Raw genomic sequence first — 25316 nt, forward strand, 5'->3', positions numbered from 1 at the left:
TTCACAAGTGCCCTCATCAATCATCAGTAATGTGGTGTTAGGTGCCCGCATCGTGCGTTACATAAGCGATTTGAGCGCAGACGGCCATGCCATAGGGCGCAGATCCTGCGCACTCAAGCACGCTATCTCGACCGTGGCGGCGCAAAGACGTTCATTTTCCCGCCATACGTGCTGCTCAAATGTCATCCGGCAGCGGCCAACACTGACGACATCGGCACTTACGTCAAGCGCATCATCTAGTCGCGCAGGCTTGGTGTAATGACAGGACAAGCGATATACCACTAGCTGAGTGCCTGCGTCCAGCAACGTTTGCTGGTCGATCCCCAGGGATCTCAGCCATTCACTGCGGGCACGTTCCATAAACTTCAGGTAGTTAACGTAGTAGACAATCCCCCCCGCGTCTGTATCTTCCATGTAAACGCGGACCGGGTAACGCGGCGACTGGTTCATGGACGCTGCTCTCCCTGGGCCTCGATGGACGCCTCATGGGGAACACGCTCAAAATGCAACCAGGCCTGCCGCGTGACGACGCGCCCGCGAGGCGTGCGCATCATCAGTCCCTGCTGGATCAAATACGGCTCGATGACGTCTTCAATGGTATCGCGTTCCTCACCGATGGCGGCTGACAGTGAATCGACACCTACTGGCCCGCCGTCGAATTTATCGATCATTGCCAATAACAGCCTGCGATCCATATGGTCCAACCCATGGTGGTCCACATTAAGCATGTTTAGCGCCGCGTCTGCCAGACTTGCATCTACGGTGCCATCGCCCTTCATTTCGGCATAGTCGCGGACTCGGCGAAGCAAGCGGTTGGCAATTCGGGGGGTGCCCCTTGAGCGACGGGCAATTTCAACGGCACCGTCATGATGAGTTTCAACGCCAAGCAGCTTGGCTGAACGGGTCACGATCTCTGTCAACTCGGTCAGGTTATAAAACTCCAGCCGTTGAACGATGCCAAAACGATCACGCAACGGCGAGGTGAGGAGCCCTGCTCGAGTGGTGGCGCCCACCAACGTAAAGCGCGGTAAATCCAGCTTGATCGAGCGTGCAGCAGGCCCCTCACCAATCATGATATCGAGCTGAAAATCTTCCATCGCCGGATACAGCACTTCCTCGACAACGGGCGATAAGCGATGGATTTCATCGATAAACAGGACTTCCCCAGGCTCCAGGTTGGTGAGCATTGCCGCCAGGTCACCGGCCCTTTCAAGCACCGGGCCCGACGTCGACTTGAGCCCCACGCCCATTTCCGTGGCAATAATGTTGGCCAAGGTGGTCTTGCCCAAGCCTGGTGGGCCGAACACCAATGTATGGTCAAGGCTATCTTCACGCAGCCGGGCGGCCCCAATAAAAATTTCCAACTGCTCGCGAACGCGGGGTTGGCCAATATAGTCCTGGAGCCGTTTAGGGCGAATCGCATGGTCAATGCGACCTTCACCCTGCTCTGGCTCAGCGGCAATCAGTCGATCGTGCTCTAGCATAAGCGTTCATTTACGTCCTTGGTTGTACGCGTTCAGCCCTTCATGCGCTGGGTAAGTGCCGCCTTGATGAGGGCCTCGGTCGACTGAGAACCATCAAGGTCGGCCAGCATTTTCGTGGCCTCGGTCGGTTTGTAGCCAAGACTCACGAGCGCCGACTCGGCGTCCGCCAAGCTGTTTCGGTGATGAGTAGCCTGTCCATTGGCGGCTTCGAGAGGAAGCGTGGTATCGCGGCCATTTTCCCACTCAGGAAAGCGGTCACGCATTTCTATGATCAAGCGCTCGGCGGTTTTTTTACCCACGCCTGGAAGTTTGGTGAGCGCCTTGCTGTCATCATCGCGCACACAACGCATAAAGGCGTCTTCATCCATACCCGACAAGATGGCCAAAGCCAGTTTGGGCCCCACACCATTCACTTTGATCAGGGCGCGAAACAGGGCACGTTCATGCTCGCGACCAAATCCATATAGCAGATGGGCGTCGTCCCGTATCGTGAGATGAGTATATAAAAAAATGCCTTCACCCACCGGCGGCAGCGCTACCAGCGTTGTCATCGACGTTTCCAGCTCGTATCCCACGCCATGTACATCCACCACGATCCAAGGCGGCTGCTTCTCAATTAACTGGCCTTTAAGCCGTCCAATCATATCTATGCTCGCGCTAAGCCAAACCAGTCGCCACTATAAAGCCACTCTGTACAAGTGACCAGTGGTTGGCGGCTGATTATCAGAGTCGCCAGCGCCCGGAGGAACGGCGACGCCCTCCTCCTTGCGTGGTTAGCGCCTTGGGTCCTTGGCTGGCGTAGGCATGGGTCAGTGCAATCGCGAGTGCATCAGCCGCATCCGCCTGCGGTGAAGCCGCCAGATGCAAGATAGCCGTTACCATATGTTGCACCTGCAACTTATCGGCGCCGCCCTGACCGGTTACCGCCTGCTTGATCTGCCGCGCGGCATACTCATCAACTGCCAGACCATGGTTGGCCATACAGACCAGCGCCACCCCTCTTGCCTGCCCCAGTTTGAGCGCTGAGTCGGGATTTTTTGCCATGAAAACGCGCTCAATGGCCACAGCATCTGGGCGGTGCAATCCGACCACCTCCCCTAGCCCTGCGTAGATTTGAGCCAAACGCTGCTCGAGCGGACCTTCAGCGGTACGAATGCAGCCGCTAGCAACATACCGGGGAACAAGCCCTACCAGCTCAATGACACCATAGCCGGTAATGCGCGAACCAGGGTCAATGCCCAGGATACGCAACGGATTGGATAAGGCAGGTGTCTGCATATAACAGCACTCAAGTCGTCCAAACAAAAACACCGACGCCTGGGCGCCGGTGCAAGGTGGTATATGAAGAGCGCTTATTCGGCCGTGGTATCCGCTTTGGCTTTCTGACGCAAACGGATATTAAGGTCTTTGAGCTGCTCTGAGCTGACTTCGCCCGGGGCGTCGGTCATCAAACAAGCGGCACTTTGGGTTTTCGGGAACGCGATCACTTCGCGGATGGTCTTGGCACCCGCCATCAGCATCACCAGGCGGTCCAGGCCAAAGGCCAAACCACCGTGAGGCGGCGCACCGTACTGGAGGGCGTCCAGCAGGAAGCCGAACTTTTCCTGGGCTTCTGCCTGGCCAATTCCCAGGATGTCAAACACCGTACGCTGCATGGTTTGATCATGAATACGGATCGAGCCGCCGCCAAGCTCGGTACCATTCAGCACCATGTCGTAGGCGCGCGACAAGGCGTTCGCCGGGTCATCCTTGAGTGCTTCAGGCGAGCATGACGGGGCAGTAAAGGGATGATGCAGCGGGCTGAGGCGGCCGTTATCGTCCTCTTCGAACATCGGGAAGTCGACGACCCAGAGAGGAGCCCAGTCTTGGGTATACAGGTCGAGGTCTGCCCCCAGCTTGACGCGCAATGCGCCGATCGCTTCGTTGACGATACGCGTTTTGTCAGCACCGAAGAAAATAATGTCGCCATCTTTGGCGTCGACACGGTCGAGCAGATCCTCTACCACATTCTCCATGAACTTGACGATCGGCGACTGCAGCCCGTCAAGGCCTTTCGCGCGCTCGTTGACCTTGATCCAAGCAAGCCCCTTGGCGCCGTAGATACCGACGAATTTGGTGTATTCGTCGATTTCCTTGCGTGAAAGTGATGCACCGCCAGGAACCTTCAACGCTGCAACGCGGCCATCTGCCGCATTTGCCGGGCCGGAGAACACCTTGAAGTCAACCTGTTGCATCAAGTCATCGACATTGGTCAATTCAAGGGGAATACGCAAGTCGGGTTTGTCTGAGCCAAAGCGGTCCATGGCTTCCTGCCACGTCATGCGCGGAAACGCGGCCAGTTCGACATCGAGCACTTCCTGGAAGAGTTGACGAATCATGGACTCGGTAATGTCCATGATGTCGTTTTCTTCAACGAACGAGGCCTCGATGTCGATTTGGGTGAACTCGGGCTGGCGATCGGCACGCAGATCTTCGTCGCGGAAACACTTGGCAATCTGGTAGTAGCGGTCAAACCCCGCCACCATCAACAGCTGCTTGAAGAGCTGCGGCGACTGCGGCAGTGCAAAGAAGTTGCCCGCATGGGTACGGCTCGGCACCAGGTAATCGCGCGCCCCTTCGGGCGTCGCACGGGTCAAAACCGGGGTTTCGATATCCAGAAATCCCTGATTTTCGAGGAACGCGCGTACGGTGTGTGAAATACGCGAGCGCAGCCGTAGCTTGTCGATCATATCGGGGCGGCGCAAATCGATATAGCGGTGCTTGAGGCGGACCTCTTCACCGACTTTGCCATGCTCGTCGAGCTGGAAAGGCGGCGTCACCGCGGTATTAAGCACTTCGACGTCTTTTGCCAGTACTTCAATCATCCCGGTGGGCATATTGGGATTCTGCGTACCTTCGGGGCGCAGACGAACCCGCCCGGTAATGCGCAGAACGAACTCATTGCGAGCACGGTCGGCATTGGCAAACGCGTCGGCGGTATCTGGGTCCACGACGAACTGAGCGACGCCATCGCGATCGCGCATATCGAGAAAGATAACCCCACCATGGTCACGGCGGCGATGCACCCACCCGCATACGGTGACCGTCTGGTCTACCAATGTTTCGTTTAGCTGGCCGCAATAATGACTGCGCATGTTTCATCCTGTTGTGTTTCGTGGCAAAAGGTAATTGTAGGACCTTGATCGGTCTGACGACGTCGGCTAGGCCGCCGTGTCTTTTTTCTTGGCCGCCGGACTGGCGCTATTCTGACCACCTGTCTCGGGCGTTGCGCTTTTGGCATCAGCAGCTAAATTCTTTTTACTGCCGGTTTTAAAATCAGTTTCATACCAGCCGCCGCCCGCCAAGCGGAAACCGGCAGCGGATACCAGCCGCGACAAGCTGGCGCTTTCGCACGCAGGGCAATCCGTTAACGGATCGGCGCTGATTTTTTGCAATTTATCCATGCGATGGCCGCAGGCCTTGCACTCATATTCATAGATGGGCATGTTGATGACTCCAGATAAAGCTCAACTCCGACAAAACAGCAACATGAATGCTGCCAAGCTGCAATATGCGGCCCGTCGGGATAAATTCCAAGGCGATGATTATTCACGCCAGCTTATTATACCCTTTTGTGCCCCCTGCCGAGCAAGGCTAGACGCCACCGGCAGACAGTGGAGGTCAGAAAATGCCAAATGCAGTCATATTGGATGCCGAGAGTCTTGGTCCGCAAATCGATCTAACCGCTATCCGTCAGTCGGTATCGCACCTTGAGGTGTTCGGTCAAAGCACGTCTCAACAGGCTCGTGAGCGCCTGGCCAATGCCGATATCGCCATTGTCAATAAAGTTGTCCTGGATGCGGAGACATTCAATCAGTTGCCCTCGCTGAAATTGATCTGTGTGCTGGCTACCGGGCTTAACAATATCGATCTGGAAACTGCCAATGCCAGAGGGATAGCCGTTAAGAACGTTGCCGCTTATGGCACCGCCAGTGTGTCGCAGCACACCTTGATGCTGATGCTGACGTTGGCAAACAGACTGCCGCTTTATCAACGGGATGTTGCCGCGGGCGCCTGGCAAAACAGCGACTTTTTCTGCCTGCAGCATTATCCGACGATGCAGTTATCGGACAAGCACCTGGTGATGGTAGGCCAGGGCGAACTTGGTTCGGAAGTAGCACGTCTGGCTGAAGCACTGGGGATGCGCGTCACCTTTGCAGCCCGCCCGGGGAATGAAGCGAACGACGCCCGTCCGTCACTCGACGACCTGCTGCCAGAAGCCGACGTTATCAGCCTTCACTGCCCGCTAAATGACGCCACCCATCACCTGATCAATGCAGGACGCCTGGCCATGGCCAAACCTTCGTTAATGCTGATTAACTGTGCCCGTGGAGGCGTTATCGACGAACATGCCGCGCTCTCGGCACTCAGGGATGGGCATATAGGTGGGCTTGCCGTCGACGTGCTACCCAATGAGCCGCCACGCGAAGGACACCCACTGCTAGCCGCGCTGGATGAACCACTCAACCTGGTTGTCACGCCCCATAATGCCTGGATTACGCCAGAGGCCAGGCAAAACATTGTCAGCCTGACCTCTGAGAACATCCAGCAGTGGCAGGCAAACCGCTAATAAGTCGCAAAATGATCCGGGGCGTGGCACTGATCCAGCACGTTAAATTCGACATGGGTCACCTGCGCCCCGTCAGGGCCTTTCCATAACCACTCGCTGACGGTTTTTACATCCTCTGGACCGCCGCAAAGCAATACTTCAACACGACCGTCAGGCAAGTTTTTCGCATAGCCGGTTAAACGATACTGCAGCGCCTGATGTTGGGTAGAGCGCCGAAACAAAACGCCTTGCACTTTTCCCGTCACCCAAGCACGTACACAACAATCTGCCATTGTCGTCTCCTGTTTTAGCCGTCATCATTTTCCTGATATTTGATAACAACAGCGCTATTGCGTGGCACCAACGGTCGACCTCTGCGCAAAAGAAGTGAGCGGGTAAAGGCGGCGCCAAAGAGCAAAATGAGGGATGAATAATAAACCCACAGCAGCACCATCACCACAGAACCAGCCGCACCGTAAGTAGAAGCCGTTGCCGTATAAGCAAGATAGACAGCGATGACACTCCGGCCAATGGTAAATAATACGGCGGTTACCACAGCACCTATCAAAACATCCTGCCAACTTAATACCACATCGGGCAATACCTTGAAAATAGTGGCGAAAAGCAAAGCAACAACCAATAGCGAAACCAGCGATTCGGCCACTTGGCTCAGCAGGCCTACATAAGGTAGCAGGTTATCTGCCGCACCGAGCGCACCCCGGATGGCCACACCCAACACTAACGAGACCAGCAATATAAACCCGATCGACAGCACAACCGTTAACGAGAGTATACGATTTTTAATGAACACCAGCGCCCCGTTGGCTGTCGGCTTGGCGGTGACGCCCCAGATCGTATTGAGCGAGAACTGCATCTGAGCAAACACCGTTGTGGCACCCACGACAAGTGCGCCCACGCCGAGTATCGTCGGCATTATCCCCGCTTCCTGAATGCGCGATTGAGCGACGGCTTGTTCCACTACCGCTGCGGCATCACTGCCGATCGTGCCTTGCAGTTGTGCCACGATCTGACCCTGCGCCGCTTCCTCACCCAGTACAAGGCCAATGACGGTGACCGCAATAATAATGGTGGGGGCCAGTGAAAAGAGGGTGTAAAACGCCAAGGAGCCTGCATAACTGAAGGCGTTGCGCTTCAACCATAATGACGCCGAGTCCCTGAGCACGTTGCCCCAAAAATATGCGCTGCGTTTGAGCATGAAAACTCCCTAATCAATTGATACAGGGCCAACTCTCCATGGCCTATTATAATTAGCATACCCAATCATACCGTTGGCTGCAGAGCTAGATTGCGCCGCCTCGCCAAGCCCACCATAATGCGGGGCCATGATTGACAGACAAAGGACAGCCTCGCATGCCAACTGATGCCTCACACCCGAGCCAGGCGTATGACTTTGACTGCCTCGTCTTTATTGGCCGTTTTCAGCCCCCTCACCTGGGGCATCTGGCGGTTATTCGTGAAGCACTGAAACAAGCGCGTCAGGTTATCGTGTTGGTCGGCTCCTCCTGGCAGGCACGCTCGCTGCGGAATCCATGGCGTTTTGAAGAACGGCAGATGATGTTGCGCTCAGGTTTTGACGAGGAGGATAACCAGCGACTGGAAATCACACCGTTACTGGATGCGCTTTACAACAACGACGTCTGGGTTCGCGATGTTCAGCGTAAAGTAAGGGACTTGACCGCGCCGGCAAATGCCAGACTGCCACGGATCGGTCTTATAGGGGCTAGCCGGGGACAATCCAGCTACTACCTATCACTATTCCCGCAATGGGAGTCGGTGAGTGTCCCGTTGGTCGAAGGTATTTCAGCAAGCCAGATCCGTGAACGTCTGTTTCGCTCGCCTGGGTCCACCGACGACTACCTCAGTACAGGTGCCTACCACGACCTACCCCCTGGCGTGGTTGATCGTGTGGCGCTTTTTTGCCGGGGAAGCGACTACGAACAACTGCTGGAGGAGCAGCAACTGCTGGACCAGTATCGTAAAGCCTGGCAACAAGCGCCCTACCCTCCCATTTTTGTTACCGTCAATGCCGTGGTGGTCCAGTCAGGCCATGTGCTACTGGTACGCCGTACTGCAGCACCGGGTAAGGGGCTGTTCGCATTACCAGGTGGCTTTATCAATCCCCATGAACGATTGCTTGACGCCTGCCTGCGGGAATTGCGTGAGCGTATCCGTCTGAAAGTACCTGAGCCGGTTTTGAAGGGCTCATTGAGAGGCCAGCGCCTGTTTGATGAACCTCACCGCAGTTGGCGTGGCCGAACGCTGGCTGAAGCCTTCTACTTTGCCTTGCGCCCCGACCAGCAGTTGCCGCAATTGAAACCCGTCAAGGGCGGTGACCATGCCCGCTGGGTCGCCCTTGCCGACCTTCAGCCCGATAGCCTGTTTGAAGACCATTTTTTTATCATTCAAAATTTTCTTGGCCTGCCTGCCGACTTTACGAGCGAGTCAGCGCACTAATTCATTACCCCTGCAGAAAGTCCCGGGGCAGCTTCATCATTTGCCGCCACAAGCGCTCTACACCAGGCTTGTGGACCAGTGAACAACGGTACAGCCGGATTTCCAGCGGGATATCCCAGTTGGCATCGGCAGCACGCACCAAACGACCGCTCTTTAGTTCTTCGCGAATACAAAAATCGGGGATCCATGCCATGCCTACCCCTTGAAGCACCATCCCCTTCAGCCCCTCCGCCATGGCGGTTTCATAGACGGTGCGCAGTTTCATACGCAAGGGGTCGTTTTTCAGCAGCATGCGTACACTGCGCCCCAAAAAGGCACCCTGCGTATAAGCCAGGTAGGGCACAGAGTCACCTTCTTGAAGTGAAAACAATGGTTTGCCCTGGGCATCGGGTAATGACACGGGGAGCATATTGACGTTGCCAATCGAAAAAGACGGGAACACTTCAGCATCCAGCTGCATGGTGGCGAATGGATCATAGTAGGCCAGCATGAGGTCACAGTTGCCTTCACGAAGCACGTGAATGGCCTCTCCGACATTCATCGCGACCAATCGGGTAGGCAGCTCACCGAGGCCTTTTTGCAGTCGCGATATCCAAGGCGGATAAAAGCTCAGCGCTAACGAATGCGCGGCGACGATATCCAGCGCCTCATTGGCAATCGAGAGCCCCCGTAAATGGCCTAACGATTCGTTAAGCTGCTCAACAAGGTTTCGCGCGGTAACCAGAAACAGCTGTCCTTCTGAGGTCAAGCCCACCGGCGTCGTTGAACGGTCAACCAACGTCACCCCCACCGCCTGCTCTAAAGCCCGGATACGCCGACTGAACGCTGGCTGAGTCACGTGCCGCTGCCTGGCAGATGCTGAAAAACTCCGGGTATTGGCCAATGCGACGAAATCTTCCAACCATTTTGTTTCAAGGTTCACCAACGACTCCTTGTCACCCTAGTTATTTGAATTGATCTGGCACGGAGCCTTCAGTTTACTGAATGGGCGCCGTTAAATAGGCCGCCCGTGATACCACTTTTTTCCACCAGGGACGCTGGGCAATCTCATCCAGGCTGATACGACGACATCTTGCGAAATCGTTCTCGAGCATCAAGCTAACCTGGGCAGCAACGGACGGGCTGGGCATAAAAGCGGTGATTTCAAAGTTTAACCGGAAAGAACGGTTGTCCATATTCACTGTACCGACCGTTGCCGCCTTGTCGTCAACAAGCATCACTTTCTGGTGGAGAAAACCAGGAAGATAACGGTATATTTTCACACCAACGCGCAACATATCGGGCAGGAATGAAAAGGCCGACAGGAAAACCAGCAAGTGATCAGGCCGTTCGGGTATCATGACCCGGACATCCACGCCACGCATGGCGGCTAGCCGAAGCGCATCCTGAACACCCTGGTCCGGCACAAAATAGGGGCTGGTAACCCATAGCCGCTCTTCGGCACTCTGTATTACCTGCTGTATGAGCAGGCTTGCTGTGTCCTGGCGATCTGCAGGTCCCGAGGGGACCACGACCACGTGATGGTTACTGGCGAAGGTTTTCACGGGCTGCCAATCCAGGGTTATCACTTCGCCTGTCGCCCAATGCCAATCTTCCCAGAAGGCTTCCTGAAGCCCCAGAACACTCGGACCTTCAAGCTTGAGATGCGTATCGCGCCAGGGGCCACGATTAGGATCCTCGCCCAGATACTCCACGCCGACGTTAAACCCGCCAAGCCAACCTTCATGCCCATCGACCACCATCACTTTACGATGATTGCGAAAGTTCAGTTGGAAAGGATGCTTAAGCCCCCTGGAGGATCGAAACGCACTGACTTCGATACCTGACTGGGCCAAATCATTTAAATAGCGATCGCTGAGCTTTCGGCTGCCCATCTCGTCGTATAGGAAATAGATATTGATACCACGCCGCACAGCCTGCTGAAGGTACGCCATCAATCGGCGGCCAAGCCGATCATCCCGGACGATGAAAAATTGCAGAAGAATATAGCGCTGGGCACGCTCAATGCCCGCAAACAGGCTTTCGAAGGTCTCCTCGCCGTCAATCAGCAAGGTTGCCTGGTTACCCTGGGTCATTGGCATCATGGCCAACTGTTCAACGGCTCGAATATCGGCGCTTTTAGCCGTCACACCATAGGGGTCAATGTTGGCGCGATAACGTACCAGCATGCGGCGTAAAATATTGTCACGCACCCCGCGGGCCGTCACGTAGCCATAAAACCGTGGCCGTCCAAATAGCCAATAGGCAGGTACGGCAACGTAAGGAAACGTGAGTAGTGAGATAATCCAGGCGACCGCGCCCTGGGAGGTCCGGCTGGACATCAGCGCCATCACCGCTGAAACAATCCCCAGCACATAGATCAACAAGATGCCGGTCCCTAGCAACCACGAGGTCATAGTGGTGTCCTCATTATGGGTGTCAATTCCATTGCGATGCGCTGGCCGAGAATGGACATAGGCCCCGCCACTGGCAGGGCCTATATCGCCTGAAACACGCGACTCCTTTCCAACATTCAAGCCGTCTGGGCGATAATGTCCTTCCACTTGGCAGGCCCGGTCTGGTGCACCGAGGTTCCTGCACTATCCACGGCGACGGTAACCGGCATATCTTCCACTTCAAACTCATAAATGGCTTCCATGCCGAGATCCTCGAAGCCAACCACGCGGGATTTCTTGATTGCCTGGGCAACAAGATAAGCAGAACCGCCTACCGCCATCAGATAAACCGCCTGGTTATCGCGGATGGCGTCAATCGCCGCCTGCCCTCGCTCGGCCTTGCCCACCATGCCCAGCAAGCCTGTTTCTTCGAGCATGGTGCGGGTGAACTTGTCCATGCGTGTGGCGGTGGTAGGACCTGCAGGGCCGACCACTTCGTCACCTATCGGATCCACCGGGCCCACATAGTAGATAAACCGTCCTTTCATATCGACCGGTAACGGCTCGCCCTTGGCAATCATATCTACCATGCGTTTGTGGGCCGCATCACGCCCGGTCAGCAGCTTGCCATTCAACAAGAGCGTATCGCCGGGCTGCCAGGTTTTGACATCGTCGGGAGTCACCGTATCCAGGTTGACACGTTTGACGTTGTCGCCGGCTTCACGGGTAATTTCCGGCCAATCTTCCAACTTGGGGGCAGGTAGCGCCACGGGGCCAGAGCCGTCCAGTGTGAAGTGGGCATGGCGAGTGGCCGCGCAGTTGGGAATAATGGCGACCGGCTTATTTGCCGCATGCGTCGGATAATCCTTGACCTTGATATCCAGCACAGTCGTCAAGCCACCCAAGCCTTGTGCGCCAATGCCACTTTTATTGACCTTGTCGAACAGCTCGAGACGCAGCTCCTCGGCGCGATTGCTGGCCCCTCTTGCCTGCAAGTCTTGGATATCGATAGGATCCAGCAGTGCCTCTTTCGCAATTTCCATGGCTTTTTCGGCCGTGCCGCCAATCCCGATACCCAGCATACCAGGCGGGCACCAGCCAGCGCCCATTTTAGGCAATTGCTCAATGACCCAATCCACCACGCTGTCAGAGGGGTTGAGCATGGCAAACTTGGATTTTGCTTCGCTACCACCGCCCTTGGCTGCCACATGGATATCGACTTTATCGCCCGGCACAAGCTTATGGTGGATAACCGCCGGGGTGTTGTCCTTGGTATTCTGACGCTTTCCATCAGGGTCCGCCAGGACAGACGCTCGCAAAATATTGTCGGGTAGCTGATAGGCGCGACGCACCCCTTCATTGACCATGTCATCCAGGCTCATCCCAGCGTCCCAGGTGACATTCATACCCACGTGAACAAACACCGTGACGATACCGGTATCCTGACAAATTGGGCGATGACCGGTGGCACACATACGCGAATTGATCAAAATCTGGGCAATCGCGTCCTTGGCGGCAGGGTTTTCTTCACGCTCATAGGCAGCCGCCATGGCATCGATAAAGTCTTTGGGATGGTAGTAAGAGATGTACTGCAGTGCATCGGCAACGCTTTGAATCACGTCGTCCTGGCGAATCACGGTCATGGACAAACTGCTCCTCGGTTATCGTCTTGTCGGCGGCCTAAGCGGTGATGGGAATAGCGGCCTGTTTAACGTGTAAACATTATACCGTATTGGCATTATTCCGGCAGCAACACTGTATGTCTGCAATTCTAGGTGTGTGTGTTGGTTTAATTGTTTTCAAACAGAAAGATAACGGTATAAATCATGGTGTATCTATTTGACAGCCGGGGCACCAGTAAAGCCGCCGGGAGCCGACCATCATACGCTCGATAACGCGACCGCAACGATGGCAGGAAAGTCCCGCTCGCTCAAAAACACTGAAGCGCCATTGGCGACGCGGTTCACCGGCGGCGATGGCGTTTTCAACCCAGGCCTTTGTATTGGTTACCCCCGCCTGCTGGTAGGCCTGTCGAGTTATGTCGATAATAAAAATAGCCAACTGCTGGCGCTGCCGCTCGGCTAAATCAACCGGGCGCTGTTTGGGGTGGCAATGGGCAAAAAAAAGAATTTCCGAGCGCAGATAATTGCCTAACCCCGCGACAAAGCCCTGGTCGAGAAGTAATGCACCCAGGCTACGTCGGTGAAACTGCTTAAGGCTCATGCGCTGCTGTACTTGCAGCGGGGTCACCTTCTGGCTCAGGAGGTCAGGCCCGAGCCGGGATAAAAACGGGTGTTCTGTGAGATTGTCTTCGTGCCAGAGTGAAATATCGGAAGCACTATACAGACTGGCGCAGCGCCCATCTGTGGTTATTCGAACACGCAGCGAGCGCCGGGTGCTGGGGGGCTTATCTTCTTTGTGAAGCTTCCAAACCCCATACAGTTGATTGTGGGAGTAAAGCACGCGCTGGTCGGCAAACCAGATCAGCATTGCCTTGCCCCGAGTATCTACCCGCGAAACCCGCACCCCAAGCAGTGACGCTGCCTGCTCGGCAAGTTCCGGGAAGGCGAACCAGGCATCGTCAATCACCTGGCCGCCTATCTGCTGCTCAATGCGATCTGCCGCACGACGGATTTCCGGACCTTCAGGCATGCCCTACCCTAGCGCCAGCTGTTTTTCTTTCATCTTGTGCAACTGGTCGCGCAAGCGTGCCGCTTCCTCAAACTCAAGGTTTTGCGCCGCTTCAAACATGGCATCTTCGATTTTGCTGATCGCGGCAAGGAAATCGTGCTTGTCCATGCTCGCGGTATCGTACTCGGCCGTACTCTCGGCCACTTTGCGATCACTACCCCGCTTGCGGTTGCTTTTCTTGCCCGGTGCCTGTGCGGCTTCCATGATATCGGTTACCGAGCGGGTAATCGTGGTTGGGGTAATACCATGGGCTTCGTTATGCGCCTTCTGTTTGTCACGCCGACGCTCGGTTTCATCCATCGCCCTGCGCATGGAATCGGTAACCCGGTCGCCGTAAAGGATAGCTTTCCCCTGGGCGTTACGTGCGGCGCGGCCAATGGTCTGGATCAATGAGCGCTCGTTACGCAGAAAACCTTCTTTATCGGCATCAAGAATGGCAACCAATGAGACTTCCGGGATATCCAGCCCTTCACGCAGCAGGTTGATCCCCACCAGCACGTCGAATTTCCCCAACCGCAGGTCGCGGATGATTTCCACCCGCTCGACGGTATCGATATCCGAATGCAGATAGCGGACGCGGATGCCATGCTCGTCCAGGTATTCGGTCAAGTCTTCTGCCATACGCTTGGTGAGGGTGGTCACCAGCACGCGTTCGCCCACCTCGGTGCGAAGCCTGATCTCGGACAGCAAATCGTCAACCTGCGTGCTTGCCGGACGCACTTCAATCTCGGGGTCCAGCAAGCCCGTCGGCCGCACGACCTGCTCGACAACCTGGCCTGCATGCTCGGCTTCATAAGGGCCCGGTGTCGCCGAGACAAAAATCGTTTGCGGTGAAATGGCTTCCCATTCTTCAAACTTCATCGGCCGGTTATCGAGTGCAGACGGCAAGCGGAATCCGTACTCCACCAGCGTTTCCTTGCGCGACCGGTCACCTTTGTACATCCCGCCTACCTGGGGCACGCTGACGTGGGATTCATCAATAAACAGCAGCGCATCGTCTGGCAGGTAATCGAAAAATGTCGGCGGTGGCTCGCCGGGGGTGCGGCCCGATAAATAGCGAGAGTAGTTTTCGATACCGTTGCAGTAACCCAATTCGAGCATCATCTCGATATCGTACAGCGTGCGCTGCTCGAGCCGCTGCGCCTCGACCAGACGCTCGTGCTTGCGCAGCCACTCCAACCGCTCTTTAAGTTCTGCCTTGATATCGTCAATCGCGCCTAGAATCGTTTCTCGAGGCGTAACATAGTGGGATTTCGGGTAGATGGTCATGCGCGGGACTTGCCCGCGCACGTCGCCCGTCAAAGGATCAAAGAGCCGGATCGAGTCGATTTCATCGTCAAACAACTCCACCCGCACGGCTTCTTCTTCGGCATCTGCCGGGAAAATATCGATCACATCGCCTCGCACCCGGTAAGTACCGCGGCGAAAATCCATATCGTTACGCGTGTACTGAAGTTCCGCGAGACGACGGAGGAAAGCACGCTGGTCGATCAACTCGCCGCGGGTAAAATGCAAGCGCATCTTGAGGTACTGGTCAGGGTCGCCCAGGCCATAAATCGCTGACACCGATACGACAATCAACGCATCCCGGCGCTCCAGAAGTGCTTTCGTCGCCGACAGGCGCATTTGCTCGATGTGGTCGTTGATGGAGGCATCTTTTTCAATGAAAGTGTCCGACGACGGCACATAGGCTTCCGGCTGGTAGTAATCGTAGTAGGACACGAAGTATTCAACGGCGTTATCCGGGAAAAACGCTTTGAACTCACCGTATAGCTGCGCCGCCAACGTCTTATTGGGCGCCATGACAATCGTTGGCCGCTGCTGTTGCGCGACGATATTGGCCATGGTGAAGGTTTTCCCCGAGCCGGTGACACCGAGCAGCGTTTGATGGGCAAGTCCCGACTCTAGCCCCCCCACCAGGCCCTTGATAGCGTTGGGCTGGTCGCCTGCGGGCTCAAATTTCGATTGCAACCGGAAATCCTTGCTCATCGTCACTCCTGATCAGGGTAAGGCGAGCTACGTGGTGCTCGTCGTAATCTCCACGGTCGATGTGGTCATCAACCGTTGGATGGGGCAGCGGTGGCTGATATCTTCCAGCCGGGCACGCTGCTCAGGATCATCAATGCCGTGAAAGGTCATCATCACCGCCAGCTTGTACTCACCTTTCCTTTCCTGGCTGTCATCGCGCTGAACAGTGACGGTAATGCCTTTCAGAGGCCATTGCTTTCGCTTGGCATACATCTGTACGGTAATTGCCTTACAGGTTCCAAGGGCAATATCAAAATAGTCATGGGGGTCAGGCGCGCTGCCGTCACCGCCCACGACGGGCGGCACATCGGCGGCCAGATCCTCAAGGCCGTCAACCTCGACGCGCTGGCGGAAAGCGCTGTTGCGCTCACTGATCACCGTAATCGGCTTGTGCATCATGTTACCTTTATGCCCAGCTTGAGCTTTTCAACGGCCTTGATGAGCGCCTCACGCTTTACGCGACCGTCCACTTCAGCGCCATAGCGACCCACTTCAGCGCTGTCCACGCCTTCGAGCATCATCAGCGCGGTGGTAATCTGATTGACCTGTTCAGCGGATTTCACACCGTGAAAGGTTAGTGATTGCTGTGCCATCGGCTAGCCTTGTTTCAAATACATTTTACCGTCACGGGTCAATGCCAACTGGATTGGCTCTCCGAGCGAATTGATATTGTCCTATGCAAAACTGATACAGACAACGAGTCTAGCACGCGGCAGGACCCTTGCAATTGCGGTCCATTGCCCATACTTAAGACAATATTGATTCGCAACACGATCCAGCCACCCCTTCAACAGGAGTTGTCATGGCGACCGTTCCCTCAATCGATGCCCTTAACAGCGGTATTCGCCTTAACCATTTAGCGGCATTGGATATCCAAGGACCCGATGCCGAGAAATTCTTGCAAGGGCAAACCAGCGCTCAGGTCAGCCTTGCCGACGGGCGTTTTGCGCCGCTTACCTGTTTCTGCACGCCAAAGGGACGCATGCTGGCAAATGCCCAGTTGATGAAGGTTGGTGACAGTCATTATCGGCTACTTCTCAGCGCGTCGCTGCTTGAAACGCTGAGCAGCCACCTAAAAAAATTTGCCGCTTTTTATAAAGCGGAGCTAACCCCACTTCCCGGGCTATTGCTGGTCGGCGTGGGAGAAAATGCCCGCTCAGTTGCGGAAACGCTGGACCTCCCCTTGCCCAACGCGCCTGGCACTCAATCCACAAACCCACACGCCAGCGTGCTGTGCTATCCAGGCGATACACCACGCTGGCTGTTCTGTCTGGAAGACGACACTCTTATCGAGACACTTGACGATGAAGGCGGACGGGCCGCCTGGCAATTGGCTGACATCCGCAGCGGCCTGGCATGGCTGACCGAGGCACAGCAGGACCATTTCCTGCCGCAGATGCTCAATTGGGAAGCGCTGGGCGGTATCAGCTTCAAAAAAGGCTGTTACACCGGTCAGGAAGTCGTTGCCCGGGCTCATTTTCGTGGTCAGGTAAAAAAACGCCTGGTGCGTGCCGAACTTTCGAATATCGAGGCGCCAACAACCGGGGACACGATTATCAATGAAGCCAATAAGGCCGTCGGCGAAGTCGTTACCAGCGCTCTTAGCGAAACAGGCAGCATTGAGCTTCTGGCTGTCATGAATACCAAGGTGATGGAAGAGGCCATGCCCGTTTATATCGGGGAGGCCCGCTTGACACTACTCGATCTTCCCTACGCTATCGAGCGGCTCGACCCCGAGCAGCTCGCCATGGGCCTGGCGAATTGAACGCTGATTAATCGACCGCAACGGGTAAGCGAAACAGGCGGGCGGCATTGGCGCTGCTGATGGCGGCGACATGTTCGCGTGCTTGTCCGCGTAATTCGGCCACGACATTGCAGACGTCACTTACTCGGCAAGGTTCATTGCGCTGTCCCTGGTAGCAACTTAGCGGCATGTCGGGGCTGTCCGTTTCCAGCACAAAACTGTCATCGGGCAATGCCTTGATAACCCGGTGCAATCGCTTTGCCCGGTAATAGGTCGCCGCGCCCCCCAGACCCAGGACATAACCAAGATCCACAAACTTCCTGGCCTGCTCGTAAGACCCGGCAAAGGCATGGATCAACCCGGTTCTGGAAAGCGTGCGTTGACGAAGCCGTTTGGCGACGGTGTCGTTGGCTTTGACACAATGCACGACCACCGGCAAGGCATGCTGCTTGGCCAAGGTTAATTGGGCATCAAAGTACGCCCATTGGGCATCAAGGGTAGTGTCAAAGCGAGCGTCAATCCCGCATTCACCGACGGCGACCAGCTCGGAGCGCTCTTTCAGCAAGCACTCGAGCTCAGCCAGATCCTGGTCACGGTGTTCACCCGTAAAGTAGGGATGAAGCCCTGCGCAAACGCTGACATCCTGACATCGCTGTCCCAGCGCCAGCACGGCTTGCCAGCGAGCACGCGTCGTCCCCGGCACGATGAAGTGCTTGACCCCCACGCCTCTTGCGGCTGACATGACTGCATCACGATCAGGGTCGAACACCGCAAAATCAAGATGGCAGTGGGCATCAATCAGCATGGTCGCCTCGTATTGCCCGGCTAGTGCTCGCGCGTCGGCTGGAAGCGAATATCCGGCCAGCGCTCCTGGGTCATTTGCAGGTTGACGCGGGTCGGTGCGATGTAGGTCAAGTAGCCGCCGCCATCGATCGCCAGGTTGGTGCTTGCCTTACGCTTGAATTCCTCAAGCATCTTGGGATCTTCGCAATACACCCAGCGCGCTGTCTGAACATTGACGGCTTCATACAGACAGTCGACCTTGTATTCTTCTTTCAAACGGTGCGCCACGACGTCAAATTGCAGCGTCCCCACTGCCCCCAGAATCAGGTCATTGTTGTCGATCGGCATGAAGACCTGGGTAGCGCCTTCTTCGGAGAGCTGCTGCAAGCCTTTCTGCAAGGCTTTCATTTTAAGCGGATCTTTCAAGCGCACGCGTTTGAAAAGCTCCGGCGCAAAATGCGGAATACCGGTGAAGCGCATATTCTCACCCACGGTAAACGTATCACCAATCTGGATAGTGCCGTGGTTGTGCAGGCCGATGATGTCGCCAGGCCAGGCTTCTTCCACCTGAGAGCGGTCGGAGGCCATGAACGTCAGCGCGTCGGCAATCTTGACGTCCTTGTTGATACGCACATGGCGCATCTTCATGTTCTTGTCGTACTTGCCCGAGCATACCCGCAGAAAAGCGATACGATCGCGATGATTGGGATCCATATTGGCCTGGATTTTAAACACAAAGCCAGTAAAGCGAGAATCGTCAGCCGGCACATCCCGCACATCGGTTTCCCGGGGTTGGGGAGCCGGTGCATATTCGACAAAGCCATCCAGCATTTCGCGTACGCCAAAGTTGCCCATGGCCGTCCCGAAATAGACGGGCGTCAATTCCCCACGGCGATAAGCATCAAGGTCAAACTCATGGGATGCACCGCGCACCAGTTCAACTTCCATGCGCAGTTCTTCAGCCTGTTCTTCACCCAGCACTTCGTCTACCTCGGGATTATCCAGCCCCTCGATACGCTTGTCCTCGGGGATACGACTGCCCTGACCCTGGGTATAGAGATGAACCACATCATTATAAAGGTGATACACCCCGCGGAAGTGTCGTCCCATGCCGATGGGCCATGTCATTGGCGCACACTGTATGTTGAGCACCGTCTCGACCTCGTCCATCACCTCAATAGGATCACGGATATCGCGGTCCATTTTGTTGATGAAGGTCAGAATCGGCGTGGTGCGTAGACGACAGACGTCCATCAGCTTGATGGTCCGGTCCTCGACGCCTTTAGCGCCATCAATCACCATCAGGGCGGAGTCCACCGCCGTCAGGGTACGGTAGGTGTCCTCAGAGAAATCTTCGTGACCTGGCGTATCGAGCAGGTTAACGATGCGTCCCCCATAGGGAAACTGCATCACGGAGGTTGTCACCGAGATGCCCCGCTCCTGCTCCATTTTCATCCAGTCCGACGTGGCATGGCGATCATTGCGCTTGCTCTTCACCGATCCGGCCAGCTGAATGGCATTACCAAACAGCAGCATTTTCTCTGTAATGGTCGTTTTACCGGCATCGGGGTGCGAAATGATAGCAAAGGTTCTTCTAAGCCCGGCTTCCTGGGCTAATTGGGTATCTTTCATCGGGCCTCATCATTAACGTGGACTCAGCCAGGCACATAGATGCCAAGTGTCAGCGGCCGAGCTATATGGCATTGCTGGCAATTGTACCCTCGCAGACAGTATGGGGCCATAAGAGGACGGTTTTGGGACGGTTTAGTTAAGCGAGACTGCGGTCATGAACAGCAGGAGCCATGAAAAAGAGCCAGGCGTGAATAACCGGACATAAAAAAACGCCGGGAAACCGGCGTTTTGCGTAAAGCTGTCGGGAACGTATTACGTTTCAGGCAAAGGTGTTGACCTGAGTCCCCACGGTGCCCTCTTTTGCCAGATCAGGCTGTGCACCGGTATCGGCAGACGCCATGATGTCAGTCACTTGCTGCGCCTGGGTATCCAGTGCTTCCTTGAATACCTGCATTTGAGCTTGCTCAGCACTTTGCGCCTGATTCATGTAAAGCGCCGTACTGACGGCGTTGCTGACGGCTACATCCATATAATCACCTCAATGTAGTACGAATATACTAGGAGACTAGCAAATGGTGTGACAACACGCAAAATCGCGCGCTAAAAACGCTCGGCCCTGAAGGGGGCCATAACAATGGCTGGCGTTTTACCTTCCATCATGTCCGCCAGCAGGTAGCCCGTCGCCGGCCCCAGGGTAAACCCCTGATGGCCATGCCCGAAGGCCAACCAGAGGCCTTTATGACGGGGCGCCGGGCCAATCACCGGCTTCATATCCGGAAGACACGGGCGTGCGCCCTTCCAGGCGGCTTCATCAAGACGCTCAGCCAGCGGAAAAATACGTCGTGCAGCGCTTTCCGCCGCGCTTAGCTGGCCTTCATGAGCCGGTGACTCAAGGCGGTCCAGCTCGGCACCCGTGGTAAGACGGATGCCTGCATTCATGGGCGCCAGCAAGTAGCCCACCTCGGCATCCATCAACCAGTACTGCAACCGAGCCGGTGCTTGAGTGGCATAATGCATGTGATAGCCCCGTTTGACGAAGGTCGGGAAGCGATAGCCCAGCCCTTTGAGCCACTCGCCTGACCAGGGTCCCAGTGCCATTACGACATCATCTGCCACCACTTCTCCATCGCTGGTCGTCACACGCCACTGGGTTTCACGCTGGGTGACCGACTGAACATCACTTTGCACAACGCGTCCGCCATTGGCGACAAATGACGCCGCGTAGGCAGCCACCAGCGCGCCTGGGTCGGCGACTGTCCAGGAATCAAGCCAATGAATGGCCCCAATGATGTCATCGCCAAGGTCGGGCTGCTTGTCTCGCAATGCCTGTCGATCCAACACTTGAAATTGCACATCGTAGAGGTCCCGCATTTCTTCGGCCTCTTTTGCGCGCTCGGCCAGCTTCTCCGGGGTTCTATATATCTCCAGCCAACCTTGACGACGAACCAAGTCCTCGACCCCCGCGGCCTCAATCATCGGCTCATGGGTTTTAAGACACAGCTGAATCAAGGAGGCATATTCCGGCACGATCTGCCGGTAGCGACGCGGCGAAGAATGATGCCAATAGCTCAATAACGGCGATGCCGCTTCCAGCATCCCACCGGTACGATAGCGGATATCCACGCGCCGATTGGGCAATACACTCAGGATAGTTTTCAAATCGCGAGGAAAGGGATACGGTTTTACCGCTTCACGTTGGATAATACCGGCATTGCCAAAGGATGTTTCCCGGCCTGGCTGGCGCCGGTCCATCAGGGTGACCTGAATACCCCGCTGCTGCAGTTGCCATGCAATGCTGACACCTACCATACCTGCCCCTAACACCACTGCATGACGCGACATTGAAACACCCTCCGATCTGCAAATTACACGACACGCGGGCTCGTTACACCGCACGCCTATTTATCTAAAAAAATAGCACTGATAAAGAACCATTAATACAGTCCAAAAAACTGTTTTTAATAGATAAATCAGAAATTAATATCGCCTTAAGCACAAAAATCGACAGCGCCCGACATTGCGGCACAGCAATTGCTTGGCCTTATTACCGGGTGAATCATCATCAGGGCAAAGAACATTAATTCAGCACTGTCTTAACAACCTTTGCATAGCGCCATGCACCGAAAAGGTGCGTGCCACGCACCAAAAATACCAAGGACACCGCCATGCCGCTCACACCCATTGTCGACACCGAACTGCTCGATACGCTGTGGGTATTATGGGCAGCCGCGCTGGTATTTGTCATGCAGGCGGGTTTTTTATGCCTGGAAGCCGGCACAACCCGCAGCAAAAACGCCATCAATGTCGCAATGAAGAATATTGCGGATTTTGCCATCGCATTGAGCATCTTCTGGCTAGTGGGCTTCGGGTTGATGTTCGGTGTTTCGGAAGGCGGCTGGTTGGGCACAAGCCTGTTCGGGTGGCAGCTCAACTCTGTATCGAGTTGGGTAATCACGTTGTTTATCTTTCAAGCCATGTTCTGTGCTACCGCTGCGACCATTGTGGCGGGTGCCGTCGCCGAAAGAATGCCATTTTTTGCCTACCTATGGACCGCCCTCTGGATAGCGCTACTCATCTACCCCGTATTTGGACACTGGGCATGGGGCGGTCTATTGGGAGGCGAAAGCGGCTGGCTCGCCTCGCTGGGTTTTGTCGATTTTGCCGGCTCAACCGTCGTTCACAGCGTGGGGGGCTGGGTCGCGCTTGCAGCCGTCCTCGCCATCGGCCCTCGCCAGGGACGCTTCAACCAAAACCAACCTCCCACCGCCTTCCCGGCAGGCAACCTTCCCCTTGCCATGTTAGGGGCATTGTTCATGATACTCGGCTGGTTTGGCTTCAACGGCGGCAGCACGCTGGCTGTTAACAATCAGGTACCTGGCATTCTTGCCAATACCGTCCTGGGCGCCGCCGGTGGCATTTTATCCGCCATGCTGATGGGCTGGCGAACCCGTCGCTATGCTGACGTCATGTATGCCATCAACGGCGCCATTGCCGGGCTGGTCGCTGTTACCGCAGGCGCCCATGCGATTTCGATGTCGGCAGCACTGGGGCTCGGGGCTGTCAGCGGCGTTCTGATGGTGGTCACCAGTGAATGGCTACTCAACCACCGCATCGATGATGCCGTAGGCGCTATTCCGGCGCATTTGATTCCCGGCATTTGGGGCACGCTCGCTCTGCCCTGGATAGCCAACCCCAAGGCACTGGCCACGGGACTGAGCACCTTGGAGCAGGCAGGCGTTCAATTGCTGGGCGTCGTTGTCTGCGGACTCTGGAGCTTTGGTATTGCGTGGCTGCTGTTTCGTATCTCGGGGCGCTATTTTCCACTTCGCGTTAGCGCTGAAGATGAAAAAATGGGCCTCAACCTCGCCGAGCACGGTACCCATAACGAACTGACTCAATTACTGGAACACATGCGCCGTCATGAGCAGCAGGGCGACATGCGCCAGCGCATCGAGGCAGATCCTTTTTCTGAAGTGGGCGAAATAGCGGCAGGCTACAACCGCGTCGCCGCGGCACTGGAAAGCGCTATCGGGCATACCCGTGTGATGCTGCACAACCTGCGCGACGGCGTGCTTACCTGGCAAGCCAATGGGCTGCTAACCAGCCTTAACCCCGGAGCCGAACAGCTGTTCGGCGTTCAAGCCGAGCAAATGATAGGTACCCCCGTCAGCCGCTTACTGGATAGCCGAAACCTGGCACCGGGTGAGCGTCACGAGATTAAACTGCGCTCCGCCACTCAGGAAATCCGCTACCTGGAAATTCAGGTAAGCGAAGGTGCCAGTGGCTCGGCCTCCGAACGTTCCGGCATGGTGCGTGACATTACCGAACGCAAGCGCCTGCAGGAGCAGCTAAACCGCGAGAGGGACCTGGCAAGAACAACCCTTGCTTCCATTGGCGATGGCGTTATCACCTGCGACGCCAGTGGCTTGATCACGTTCATGAATAGCGAAGCCCAGCGGCTGACCGGCTGGCACCTTCGCGACGCGCGTGAAAAACCGATCCAGTCTATTTACCGGCTCATTGACGACAATACCGGTAGCCTACGGAGCAACCCAGCGCGTCAGGTGCTCACCCAGCATCGCGCCATTCATTCAACGGACGATGGCTGGCTTGAACACCGCGAAGGACAGCGAACGCCCATTCAGCATAGCGCCGCCCCTATTCGCTCGCGCAGCGGCATTACGCTGGGCGCAGTGGCCGTCTTTCAGGATGTCAGCGTCACCCGTCAGCTTGCCGACCAGCTTAACTACCAGGCCAGCCACGACAATTTGACAGGGCTAATCAATCGCCGAGCATTTGAAACAACACTGAGCCATTTGCTGAATGAGAAGGAAGGATCGCACGTTTTATGCTATCTGGATCTTGACCAGTTCAAGATCGTCAACGATACCTGCGGCCATATCGCCGGTGATGAGCTCCTCCGGCAGGTGGCCACAAAGCTGCAGGTTTATGTGCGCACCAGCGATACCGTCGCACGACTTGGTGGCGACGAGTTCGCCCTGCTGCTGCCCAACTGCCCTATTGATCAAGCCTGCCAAATCACCGATGCCATCCGCTGTGATATCGAAAACTATCGCTTTGCCTGGCAGGAGCACACCTTTGGTATTGGCGTCAGCATCGGGCTGGTCGCTCTGACGGATCACAACATGCAGCTAACCGATGCGCTTCACGCCGCCGATGCCGCCTGCTATACCGCCAAAGAGGCAGGACGCAACCGCCTTCACTGCTACCAGGCCAATGACCATTCGGTACTCGAACGCGACGGCGAACTTCGCTGGGTACAGCGTTTACAGAACGCCCTCGACAATGATCATTTCCGACTCTTTGCCCAACCAATCAAAGCTGTCTGCGCCAAACGCCCCGCTTACCAGGAAATACTTTTACGCCTGGAAGAAGACGGCAACCTGATCACACCGGGCAGTTTTTTACCTGCCGCCGAACGCTATCACTTTATGCCGCGCATTGACCGCTGGGTGGTTCGCAACACGCTTGCATGGCTGTCCGATATTACCCGCTCAGCCCCAGACACTGCCTGGGGCTGCTGGGGGGTCAATCTCTCGGGCGCGTCACTGTCTGATGGCGAATTCTGCAGGGATTTGATCACCCAGGTACACAAAGCCCAACTGCCCAAGGGCAGCCTGTGCTTTGAAATTACCGAAAGCGCGGCCATTGCCCAGCTTTCAAGCGTGATCGAGCTCATCCACACGCTTAAGCAACTTGGCTGCCGATTTGCGCTGGATGATTTTGGCACAGGGCTGTCTTCCTTCAGCTACTTGAAACAGTTGCCCGTTGATTATTTAAAAATCGACGGTCATTTCATTCGCCATGTTCATGAAGACCCGATAGATCGAGCGATGGTGGAAGCCATTCATGCCGTGGGGAAAGCGCTCAATATAGAAACCATCGCTGAATTCGTCGAAACACAGCAAACCCTGGATACACTCACGACGCTCGGCATTGACTATGCCCAAGGTTTTTTACTCGGACACCCAGGCTCACTCACCCAGGTAGGCGGACAGCCTATCAAGGTAATGCCACGTTAATCAGAAACCGGAAATAACAAACCCCGGCAAATC

23 protein-coding genes are annotated in these 25316 nt (G+C 55.8%); 4 read left to right on the forward strand and 19 right to left on the reverse strand.

Annotated features, from left to right (window positions below; all coding sequences use genetic code 11):
* Positions 1-57: 57 nt before the first annotated feature.
* From ybgC to IT895_RS09265, 6 genes are all read right to left on the reverse strand, one after another.
* Positions 58-450, reverse strand: a complete 393-nt coding sequence (gene ybgC / locus IT895_RS09240; protein WP_199285323.1) for a tol-pal system-associated acyl-CoA thioesterase — start codon at positions 448-450, stop codon at positions 58-60.
* Entirely contained in the window at positions 447-1484 is a 1038-nt protein-coding gene (gene ruvB / locus IT895_RS09245; RefSeq protein ID WP_199285324.1) for a Holliday junction branch migration DNA helicase RuvB, read from the reverse strand. The genes ybgC and ruvB overlap by 4 nt, the downstream gene beginning before the upstream one ends.
* A gap of 32 nt (positions 1485-1516) precedes the next feature.
* Positions 1517-2128, reverse strand: a complete 612-nt coding sequence (gene ruvA, locus IT895_RS09250) for a Holliday junction branch migration protein RuvA (RefSeq protein WP_085918540.1) — start codon at positions 2126-2128, stop codon at positions 1517-1519.
* Positions 2129-2207: 79 nt separating this feature from the next.
* Complete coding sequence (gene ruvC, locus IT895_RS09255) at positions 2208-2762, reverse strand: crossover junction endodeoxyribonuclease RuvC (protein ID WP_085918539.1); 555 nt, start codon at positions 2760-2762, stop codon at positions 2208-2210.
* Positions 2763-2836: 74 nt separating this feature from the next.
* Positions 2837-4618 (reverse strand): aspartate--tRNA ligase, encoded by a 1782-nt coding sequence (gene aspS / locus IT895_RS09260; RefSeq protein WP_085918538.1) that lies wholly within the window; start codon positions 4616-4618, stop codon positions 2837-2839.
* 66 nt (positions 4619-4684) lie between these two features.
* Positions 4685-4969 carry an FmdB family zinc ribbon protein gene (locus tag IT895_RS09265; protein ID WP_085918537.1) on the reverse strand — a complete coding sequence of 95 codons (285 nt, stop codon included), beginning with the start codon at positions 4967-4969 and terminating at the stop codon, positions 4685-4687.
* A gap of 182 nt (positions 4970-5151) precedes the next feature.
* Between IT895_RS09265 and IT895_RS09270 the strand changes: the two genes are divergently transcribed.
* Complete coding sequence (locus tag IT895_RS09270; RefSeq protein ID WP_199285325.1) at positions 5152-6093, forward strand: D-2-hydroxyacid dehydrogenase; 942 nt, start codon at positions 5152-5154, stop codon at positions 6091-6093.
* Here IT895_RS09270 and yccX read toward each other — a convergent pair.
* A complete protein-coding gene (yccX, locus tag IT895_RS09275; protein ID WP_085918535.1) occupies positions 6090-6365 on the reverse strand; it encodes an acylphosphatase in 276 nt (91 codons plus the stop codon). The two genes, IT895_RS09270 and yccX, sit on opposite strands and share 4 nt — an antisense overlap.
* A gap of 14 nt (positions 6366-6379) precedes the next feature.
* Positions 6380-7288, reverse strand: coding sequence for a YihY/virulence factor BrkB family protein (locus IT895_RS09280; RefSeq protein ID WP_199285326.1), 909 nt, complete (start codon positions 7286-7288; stop codon positions 6380-6382).
* Between the two features lie 155 nt (positions 7289-7443).
* On the opposite strand from IT895_RS09280, the gene IT895_RS09285 reads away from it, so the two are divergent.
* Positions 7444-8547, forward strand: coding sequence for a bifunctional nicotinamide-nucleotide adenylyltransferase/Nudix hydroxylase (locus IT895_RS09285; protein ID WP_085918533.1), 1104 nt, complete (start codon positions 7444-7446; stop codon positions 8545-8547).
* 4 nt (positions 8548-8551) lie between these two features.
* On the opposite strand, the gene IT895_RS09290 is transcribed toward IT895_RS09285, so the two are convergent.
* From IT895_RS09290 to IT895_RS09320, 7 genes are all read right to left on the reverse strand, one after another.
* Positions 8552-9469, reverse strand: a complete 918-nt coding sequence (locus IT895_RS09290) for a LysR substrate-binding domain-containing protein (protein ID WP_199285327.1) — start codon at positions 9467-9469, stop codon at positions 8552-8554.
* 55 nt (positions 9470-9524) lie between these two features.
* Positions 9525-10943: a cardiolipin synthase gene (gene cls / locus IT895_RS09295; protein ID WP_199285328.1), complete on the reverse strand. Its 1419-nt coding sequence runs from the start codon at positions 10941-10943 to the stop codon at positions 9525-9527.
* Between the two features lie 116 nt (positions 10944-11059).
* Positions 11060-12565, reverse strand: coding sequence for a fumarate hydratase (locus IT895_RS09300; protein ID WP_199285329.1), 1506 nt, complete (start codon positions 12563-12565; stop codon positions 11060-11062).
* Between the two features lie 181 nt (positions 12566-12746).
* On the reverse strand, positions 12747-13574 hold the full coding sequence (gene nei, locus IT895_RS09305) for an endonuclease VIII (protein WP_199285330.1): 828 nt from the start codon (positions 13572-13574) through the stop codon (positions 12747-12749).
* Positions 13575-13577: 3 nt separating this feature from the next.
* Positions 13578-15602 carry an excinuclease ABC subunit UvrB gene (gene uvrB, locus IT895_RS09310; RefSeq protein ID WP_085918528.1) on the reverse strand — a complete coding sequence of 675 codons (2025 nt, stop codon included), beginning with the start codon at positions 15600-15602 and terminating at the stop codon, positions 13578-13580.
* Between the two features lie 27 nt (positions 15603-15629).
* On the reverse strand, positions 15630-16037 hold the full coding sequence (locus IT895_RS09315; protein ID WP_085918527.1) for an OsmC family protein: 408 nt from the start codon (positions 16035-16037) through the stop codon (positions 15630-15632).
* Positions 16037-16234, reverse strand: a complete 198-nt coding sequence (locus tag IT895_RS09320) for a hypothetical protein (protein WP_199285331.1) — start codon at positions 16232-16234, stop codon at positions 16037-16039. Before IT895_RS09320 ends, IT895_RS09315 begins: the two co-directional genes overlap by 1 nt.
* 209 nt (positions 16235-16443) lie before the next feature.
* Between IT895_RS09320 and ygfZ the strand changes: the two genes are divergently transcribed.
* Positions 16444-17406 (forward strand): CAF17-like 4Fe-4S cluster assembly/insertion protein YgfZ, encoded by a 963-nt coding sequence (ygfZ, locus tag IT895_RS09325; RefSeq protein ID WP_199285332.1) that lies wholly within the window; start codon positions 16444-16446, stop codon positions 17404-17406.
* 7 nt (positions 17407-17413) lie between these two features.
* Here ygfZ and IT895_RS09330 read toward each other — a convergent pair whose 3' ends face one another.
* From IT895_RS09330 to IT895_RS09345, 4 genes are all read right to left on the reverse strand, one after another.
* On the reverse strand, positions 17414-18190 hold the full coding sequence (locus IT895_RS09330; protein ID WP_199285333.1) for a TatD family hydrolase: 777 nt from the start codon (positions 18188-18190) through the stop codon (positions 17414-17416).
* 20 nt (positions 18191-18210) lie between these two features.
* Entirely contained in the window at positions 18211-19800 is a 1590-nt protein-coding gene (locus IT895_RS09335; protein ID WP_085918523.1) for a peptide chain release factor 3, read from the reverse strand.
* Between the two features lie 259 nt (positions 19801-20059).
* The gene (locus IT895_RS09340) at positions 20060-20269 is read right to left on the reverse strand and encodes a putative motility protein (RefSeq protein ID WP_066320510.1); all 210 of its coding nucleotides are present in this window, start codon (positions 20267-20269) and stop codon (positions 20060-20062) included.
* Between the two features lie 71 nt (positions 20270-20340).
* The gene (locus IT895_RS09345; RefSeq protein WP_199285334.1) at positions 20341-21582 is read right to left on the reverse strand and encodes an NAD(P)/FAD-dependent oxidoreductase; all 1242 of its coding nucleotides are present in this window, start codon (positions 21580-21582) and stop codon (positions 20341-20343) included.
* Positions 21583-21905: 323 nt separating this feature from the next.
* Here IT895_RS09345 and amt point away from each other — a divergent pair, with 323 nt between their 5' ends.
* A complete protein-coding gene (amt, locus tag IT895_RS09350; protein ID WP_199285335.1) occupies positions 21906-25283 on the forward strand; it encodes an ammonium transporter in 3378 nt (1125 codons plus the stop codon).
* Positions 25284-25316 lie beyond the last annotated feature (33 nt).

The organism is Halomonas sp. A40-4 (genome assembly GCF_015767635.1).
In the GTDB taxonomy this organism is placed as follows: domain Bacteria; phylum Pseudomonadota; class Gammaproteobacteria; order Pseudomonadales; family Halomonadaceae; genus Vreelandella; species Vreelandella janggokensis.

What these genes read in the sequence shown, in the direction of transcription:
- nei (WP_199285330.1), bottom strand. Translation starts at nt 13,574, where the DNA reads ATGCCTGAAGGTCCGGAAATCCGTCGTGCGGCAGATCGCATTGAGCAG.
- yccX (WP_085918535.1), bottom strand. Translation starts at nt 6,365, where the DNA reads ATGGCAGATTGTTGTGTACGTGCTTGGGTGACGGGAAAAGTGCAAGGC.
- IT895_RS09330 (WP_199285333.1), bottom strand. Translation starts at nt 18,190, where the DNA reads ATGCTGATTGATGCCCACTGCCATCTTGATTTTGCGGTGTTCGACCCT.
- IT895_RS09340 (WP_066320510.1), bottom strand. Translation starts at nt 20,269, where the DNA reads ATGGATGTAGCCGTCAGCAACGCCGTCAGTACGGCGCTTTACATGAAT.
- IT895_RS09265 (WP_085918537.1), bottom strand. Translation starts at nt 4,969, where the DNA reads ATGCCCATCTATGAATATGAGTGCAAGGCCTGCGGCCATCGCATGGAT.
- IT895_RS09280 (WP_199285326.1), bottom strand. Translation starts at nt 7,288, where the DNA reads ATGCTCAAACGCAGCGCATATTTTTGGGGCAACGTGCTCAGGGACTCG.
- IT895_RS09270 (WP_199285325.1), top strand. Translation starts at nt 5,152, where the DNA reads ATGCCAAATGCAGTCATATTGGATGCCGAGAGTCTTGGTCCGCAAATC.
- ruvC (WP_085918539.1), bottom strand. Translation starts at nt 2,762, where the DNA reads ATGCAGACACCTGCCTTATCCAATCCGTTGCGTATCCTGGGCATTGAC.
- IT895_RS09285 (WP_085918533.1), top strand. Translation starts at nt 7,444, where the DNA reads ATGCCAACTGATGCCTCACACCCGAGCCAGGCGTATGACTTTGACTGC.
- IT895_RS09300 (WP_199285329.1), bottom strand. Translation starts at nt 12,565, where the DNA reads ATGACCGTGATTCGCCAGGACGACGTGATTCAAAGCGTTGCCGATGCA.
- IT895_RS09320 (WP_199285331.1), bottom strand. Translation starts at nt 16,234, where the DNA reads ATGGCACAGCAATCACTAACCTTTCACGGTGTGAAATCCGCTGAACAG.
- IT895_RS09345 (WP_199285334.1), bottom strand. Translation starts at nt 21,582, where the DNA reads ATGTCGCGTCATGCAGTGGTGTTAGGGGCAGGTATGGTAGGTGTCAGC.
- ygfZ (WP_199285332.1), top strand. Translation starts at nt 16,444, where the DNA reads ATGGCGACCGTTCCCTCAATCGATGCCCTTAACAGCGGTATTCGCCTT.
- IT895_RS09315 (WP_085918527.1), bottom strand. Translation starts at nt 16,037, where the DNA reads ATGCACAAGCCGATTACGGTGATCAGTGAGCGCAACAGCGCTTTCCGC.
- cls (WP_199285328.1), bottom strand. Translation starts at nt 10,943, where the DNA reads ATGACCTCGTGGTTGCTAGGGACCGGCATCTTGTTGATCTATGTGCTG.
- ruvB (WP_199285324.1), bottom strand. Translation starts at nt 1,484, where the DNA reads ATGCTAGAGCACGATCGACTGATTGCCGCTGAGCCAGAGCAGGGTGAA.
- ruvA (WP_085918540.1), bottom strand. Translation starts at nt 2,128, where the DNA reads ATGATTGGACGGCTTAAAGGCCAGTTAATTGAGAAGCAGCCGCCTTGG.
- uvrB (WP_085918528.1), bottom strand. Translation starts at nt 15,602, where the DNA reads ATGAGCAAGGATTTCCGGTTGCAATCGAAATTTGAGCCCGCAGGCGAC.
- aspS (WP_085918538.1), bottom strand. Translation starts at nt 4,618, where the DNA reads ATGCGCAGTCATTATTGCGGCCAGCTAAACGAAACATTGGTAGACCAG.
- amt (WP_199285335.1), top strand. Translation starts at nt 21,906, where the DNA reads ATGCCGCTCACACCCATTGTCGACACCGAACTGCTCGATACGCTGTGG.
- IT895_RS09335 (WP_085918523.1), bottom strand. Translation starts at nt 19,800, where the DNA reads ATGAAAGATACCCAATTAGCCCAGGAAGCCGGGCTTAGAAGAACCTTT.
- ybgC (WP_199285323.1), bottom strand. Translation starts at nt 450, where the DNA reads ATGAACCAGTCGCCGCGTTACCCGGTCCGCGTTTACATGGAAGATACA.